This window comes from Intrasporangium sp. (assembly GCF_035280925.1).
In the GTDB taxonomy this organism is placed as follows: domain Bacteria; phylum Actinomycetota; class Actinomycetes; order Actinomycetales; family Dermatophilaceae; genus Intrasporangium.
Window position 1 is genome coordinate 1 of sequence record NZ_DATEEY010000070.1, and the last position, 5,490, is coordinate 5,490.

General features: G+C 69.6%; 5 protein-coding genes. All 5 read right to left on the reverse strand.

Annotated elements, in window-relative coordinates; genetic code table 11:
* A partial coding sequence (locus tag VJN29_RS07365) for an FAD-dependent oxidoreductase (protein WP_324142975.1) occupies nt 1–1,487 on the reverse strand: 1,487 nt, incomplete at its 3' end.
* A gap of 119 nt (nt 1,488–1,606) precedes the next feature.
* Nucleotides 1,607–1,834 carry a hypothetical protein gene (locus tag VJN29_RS07370; RefSeq protein ID WP_324142976.1) on the reverse strand — a complete coding sequence of 76 codons (228 nt, stop codon included), beginning with the start codon at nt 1,832–1,834 and terminating at the stop codon, nt 1,607–1,609.
* A gap of 241 nt (nt 1,835–2,075) precedes the next feature.
* Nucleotides 2,076–2,837: a class I SAM-dependent methyltransferase gene (locus VJN29_RS07375; RefSeq protein ID WP_324142977.1), complete on the reverse strand. Its 762-nt coding sequence runs from the start codon at nt 2,835–2,837 to the stop codon at nt 2,076–2,078.
* A 34-nt stretch (nt 2,838–2,871) separates the two neighbouring features.
* The gene (locus VJN29_RS07380; RefSeq protein WP_324142978.1) at nt 2,872–4,215 is read right to left on the reverse strand and encodes a hypothetical protein; all 1,344 of its coding nucleotides are present in this window, start codon (nt 4,213–4,215) and stop codon (nt 2,872–2,874) included.
* 101 nt (nt 4,216–4,316) lie between these two features.
* The gene (locus VJN29_RS07385; RefSeq protein ID WP_324142979.1) at nt 4,317–5,360 is read right to left on the reverse strand and encodes a hypothetical protein; all 1,044 of its coding nucleotides are present in this window, start codon (nt 5,358–5,360) and stop codon (nt 4,317–4,319) included.
* Nucleotides 5,361–5,490 lie beyond the last annotated feature (130 nt).

Genomic DNA, 5,490 nt, shown 5'->3' on the forward strand with positions numbered 1-5,490 from the left:
ACGCGGAACTTGGCCATGAAGGACAGGTCCATCAGCCCCACGGCCTCGCGGACCGTCCGGTGCTCCTGCTCCCACTGCTCGAACCACGGCGCATGCCCCCAGGTCGGCTCCGCGTGTGGGGTCTGCCCCTCGCCCGCGAACCAGTCGGCGCCCTCCCATCCGGAGACCTCGCGAAGGTGGCCACCCTGCTTGACGAGTCGCTCGTGCACGGGTGAGAGCAGGCGGTCGCGCGCCGTGCGCAGCTGCTTGCCCGGTGTGTGGGCGGCATAGACCGTGCCCAGGACCTCCGACGTGCGGGCTGCCCGGTAGCCCGGCTCGAGCTGGTCCGTCCTGAAACGGTCGACGTTGAAGCCGGTGACGTCGACGTCGGGCTCGCCGGTCGTGATCCAGTGGGCCAGGACGCGGCCGAGGCCCCCGGCCGACAGGACGCCGACCGAGTTCATCCCTGCCGCGACGAAGTAGCCACGGATGCCGGGCGCCTCGCCGACGGCCGGCGCCAGGTCCGGCGTGAAGGACTCCGGGCCACAGAAGAAGGTCCGGACGCCGGCGTCGATGGTGACTGGTACGCGGGCCATCGCCTTCTCGAGGAAGGGCGCCATCCGGTCCCAGTCGGGTGGGAGCGTCCCGAACGAGAAGTCGGCCGGGATCCCGTCGACCCGCCAGGCCGCGGCCTGTGACTCGAAGAGGCCGACCATCATGCCGCCGCCCTCCTCGCGGTAGTAGCCGTAGGAGGACGGGTCCTCGAAGATCGGCGCGTCGGGGTCGAGTCCCTCGATGGTGTCGGTGATCAGGTAGTAGTGCTCGGCGGCCTGGTTGGGGATGACCAAGCCGTTCCGTGCCCCGAGCTCCCGGGCCCACATACCGGTGCAGTTGACGACGTACTCGCACCCGATGGTCTGGTCGGCGGCGCGCACCCCCGTGACGGCGCCGTCGCTGGTGAGGACGTCGGTCACCGGTACGCCCTCGATGACCCGGACGCCGAGTGCGCGTGCGCCCTTCGCCAGCGACATGGTCAGGTCGACGGGGTTCACCCGGCCGTCACCCGGGACGAGGAAGCCAGCGAGAAGGTCGTCGGTCCGTGCCCACGGGAACAGCTCGGCGACCTCCGCCGGTGAGATCTCGTGCACCTCGAGCCCGAGGTGGCGCTGGAAGGCAGCGACCCGCCGGTACTCCTCCAAGCGGTCACGGTCGGCGGCCGCCTCGATCATCCCCACGGGGCGGAACCCGGTCGCCTGCCCGGTCTCGGCCTCCAGGCGCGCGTAGAGGTCGCGGGAGTAGAGCCTGATCGCGGTGTTGGTCTCCGACGTCGACCCGAAGCAGGTCATCAGCCCGGCCGCATGCCACGTCGTCCCGGACGTGAGCCGGTCCCGCTCCAGGAGAACGACGTCGGTCCAGCCGGCGTGGGCCAGGTGGTAGGCCACCGAGGAGCCGATGACTCCGCCACCGATGACGACGACGCGCGCCCGGTCGGGCAGTTCAACAGTCACCCGGACAAGGTAGCCGCCGACGACCGTGCGGCTCGTCAATCTCGCATCATCGCCTCGAAGTTCGTGGTGGGAATACCGACCCAGCAGATCTTGCGCACCTTCACGTCACTCCCCGGCAATCACGCCGTCCGGGCTTGCGGCACCGTCAGGCTCATCACGCAGTTGCCCTGGCACTTCGGTCGTTCGTGGCTGAAGCCGGGCCGTTCGTACATCGTGCGCGTGGCGTGGTACTGGAACGACGAGGAGATCTTCTTGGGCAGTTCCTCGACGGATCCGTACTCTGCCCGGGCCACGGCCGCGTCACCGTCGAGGACCAAGGCCGCATGCGCCCGACCTTCCTCGACCAACCTCGCTGCTTGAAGGCGCGGTTGCCGATCTCCTTGCGCTCCGGCGGGTCGGGGTGGCAGTGGAACCACGTGCACCAGCAGCCGCCGAACACCCCGTTGTGACGTGCGGCCGGCTCGGCGAAGGCCTGCCGGCTCTGCACGTTGAGTGGCGCTGTCCGATAGCCGCCGATCGTGGGACTCACGTTGGCCATCGCCAGATCGTTGACGAGTATCTGGACGATCTCGTCCTGATTTGCCCACGTCAGGCGCGTTGCGCCAGTAACAGATAGGTGCCGCCGTCCACAGTCACGACACCGCCGTGGCGTTCGATGGCGTCCTGCAACGCCGAGGAGAGGTGCCCGAGACGATCCGGACCGAGGCGGCGATGATCGCCGAAGGTCGCGATCAGGCCGGCCCACTGGGCGGCCGTCATTCGCCGATGCCAGCGGTACGTCCGCGGTGGGGCGGTCGTGAAAGCGCTGTGTGCGCCAAACGGGTCCGTCGCGTCGACATCGCCGCTCGGGTCTCGGCCGATCACGCTGAGTGTGGGCGCGAGCTCGGCGTAGCTCGCCTCGAACTCGCCAAGCAGGCCCGCCTGCACGACGTGGTAGTTCCAGAACCGGGCGATCCGACCACCGGGCGCGAGCAGTCGGGCCGCCTTGTCGGGACCTGTGGAGGGGTCTATCCAGTGCCAGGAGTGCCCACAGGTGATCAGGTCGAAGCGCCGTCCGGCGTCGTCCCAGCTCTCGAAGCGCGCCACTTCGACGTCAACGCCATGCCTGCGTGCAACGGCAACCATTCTCTGGTCGGGGTCGATGCCCAAGGTCCGGACCCCTCGACGGCTCAGGTCGAGCGCCACCTTTCCGGTCCCGCACCCCACGTCGAGCGCGGTGCGAACGGGCCCGGCCAGCAGGTGATCGAACAGCGCCTGCGGGTAGCCCGGCCGGAACTGGTCGTACGCCTCAGCGCTGGACCCGAAGGACTCGGCCCGGTCGCGATCGGCATGCAGGTGCTCCAGCGGCACCAGTCAAGTATGAGTCACCGTGCGGAGTCCGATCTCAGCCCATCGGCGCCGGGGACCCGTCCGCGGAGCCTGTGACGCCCGGCCCGGCGCTGGTCTCATCTGGCCTGGAGCTGAACCACGCCGTGATCCCGCTGACCACCGCGATGACCACGAGCAGCAGGTTCCAGAAGGTGGGCAGGGCCGTGACGAACAGGACCACGACCGCGACGATCGTCACCGCCAACGAGACGACGAACGTGTGCTGCCAGGCCATCGCCCTGCCCCAAGCCACCTCGCTCGAGTCGCGGACCTGTCGGCGCAGCGCGGTCGCACGTGTCCCGTTGCCCGACACGAGCGCCACGACCAAGGCGATCAGGGCGACCCAGCCGACGACCCGCAGGATCGTGCGGAGCCGATCGGTCACGATGGTGACCATTGCCTGCGCGGCCGCGCGTACGTCCTGGCGGAGGTTGTCCACGGCAAAGTCCTGCCCCACCCTGACGGCGGTCAGGGTGATGAGCATCGCCACCACGATGCCGGCCATCGTGAAGAGCGTGGCTCGCAACCGCCGGCGTGAGAAGAAGATGCCAAGTCCCAGCAGGATGATCGTCAGGATGAGCAGGAGCACCGGGATGCCCCTGATCAGCCGGTAGGCGTTCTGGGCCTTCTCGATGCGCGTGCCGTCCCCGACCACCACCTGGGCGTCGATGTCCGGGATCCTTTCGGCGCCGGGCACGCCCGCATTGACGAGCTGCGTGCGCAGCGGGCCCGAGATCGCGGACAGGTTGAGCACGAGCTGGCCGCTGTCGTCCTGCTGGAGGGCGGACGTCTCCCCGTTGAGCAGGCGCAGGAGCTGGGTGTGGACCACTCGGTTGGCGTCGGTCCACACGTTTGCGAAGGTCTCGCTCGACACGACGTCGCCGACGACGCGGTGCACGAGGTTCGTGGTCTGCTCCCGGATCGGAGAGGCGATGAGGCTCAGCGCGGCGGCGATCTGTGGTGGCACGCCGCGATCGATGAGGGCGTCGGTCGCCTCCTGCGCGAGGTTGAGGCTCTGGATGCGGGCCATGACGCGGTCGGTCACCTGGTCGGTGACGGCGGCCTGCACCTGCGGGTCCGAAGCGAGGGGTCCCACCGCGGCGACGTACCTGTCCGTGTCGGTCAGCGTGCCCCGCACCCACCAGGACACGGCGGTCACGGGGACGAGGATGACGCCGAGCACGAGGAGGACCGCGACGGCCGCGGCCCGCCAGGGGTTGGGCCGCGGCGGTGCGGCGGCGGTGCTCGGTACCGGCGGCCCTGCGGTTGCAGGACTGGCGTCTCCGGGACCAGCGTCCGGGCCGCTGCTGGCCGTGCGCTCCATGGGCATGGGGACTGTCGGATCGCTGTGGTCGGACATGCGCCCAGCGTGAGCGCAGCCCTCCCGGGTGTCGTCACCCTTGCGAGGTGAACCTCGGGCGCGCGTAGAGCGGCGAACACCCGCTTGGCGAGGTCAGCGCGTCAGAGCTCGGCCCGCAGGATCGACGCCGCGCCGGCCATGGCGCGCATCTTTCCCTCCGCACTCGCGCGAGGTAGGTACTTCATCCCGCAGTCAGTGGCGATGGTGATCCGCTCCGGTGAGGTGAAGGAGAAGGCGCGGCGTACCCGATCGGCGACCAGCTCGGCGGACTCGACCGCGTGATCGGACAGGTCGATGACGCCCAGGATGATGGCCTTCTCGCTGAGGTCCCTCAGGACGCCGAGGTCGAGACGGGACTGGGCGGTCTCGATCGAGATCTGGTCGGCCGAGCAGCCGGCCAGCTCGGGCAGGAACGAGTATCCCTCGGGCCGTTCGTGGATGATCGCGGCGTACCCGAAGCAGATGTGCACGGCGGTGGTGCCGGTGACGCCGTCGAGCGCCGCGTTGAGCGCGGTCAGCCCGTACTCGCGGGCCGCATCGGGCCGCGCCTGCATGTACGGCTCGTCGATCTGGACCACGTCGGCGCCAGCCGCATGCAGGTCCTTGATCTCGGCGTTGACCGCCCCGGCGTAGGCCAGCGCCGCGGACTCGAGGTCGGGGTAGTGCTCGTTCTGGGCCTGCTGCGACATCGTGAACGGGCCGGGCACGGTCATCTTGACCGGGTGGTCGGTGTTCGCCCTCAGGAACTCCACGTCGCGCACGCCGACTGGTCGGGGACGCACGATCGGGCCGGTGATCCGTGGCACCGGGTTGGGGTGCCCGCTGCGATCGAGGGCCGTCCCCGGGTTGTCGATGTCGACGCCCTCGAGGGCGGTGGCGAAGTGGTTGCTGTACGACTCGCGCCGCATCTCACCGTCCGTGATGATGTCCAGGCCCGCCTCCTCCTGGGCGCGGATGGCCAGCACCGTGGCGTCGTCCTGCGCTTGCTGGAGGTACTCCGCGTCGACCCGCCACAGCTCCTTCGCCCGTACCCGCGGGGGAAAGCGGCCAGCGAGCTTGGCCCGGTCGATCAGCCAGTCCGGCTGGGCGTAGCTGCCCACCAGCGAGGTCGGCAGGATCGGCAGCGGAGACGATGTGGCGGTCACGCTCGTGACTCTAGAACCGCCGGCGCCCGTTGGGGAGCCATACCGCCTCCCTCCTGGCGCAAACCGTGACCTTGGAACGTAGGCTCGGGGTGCCAAACTGGCTCCTGATCAGCACGCCGAGGAGGCTCCG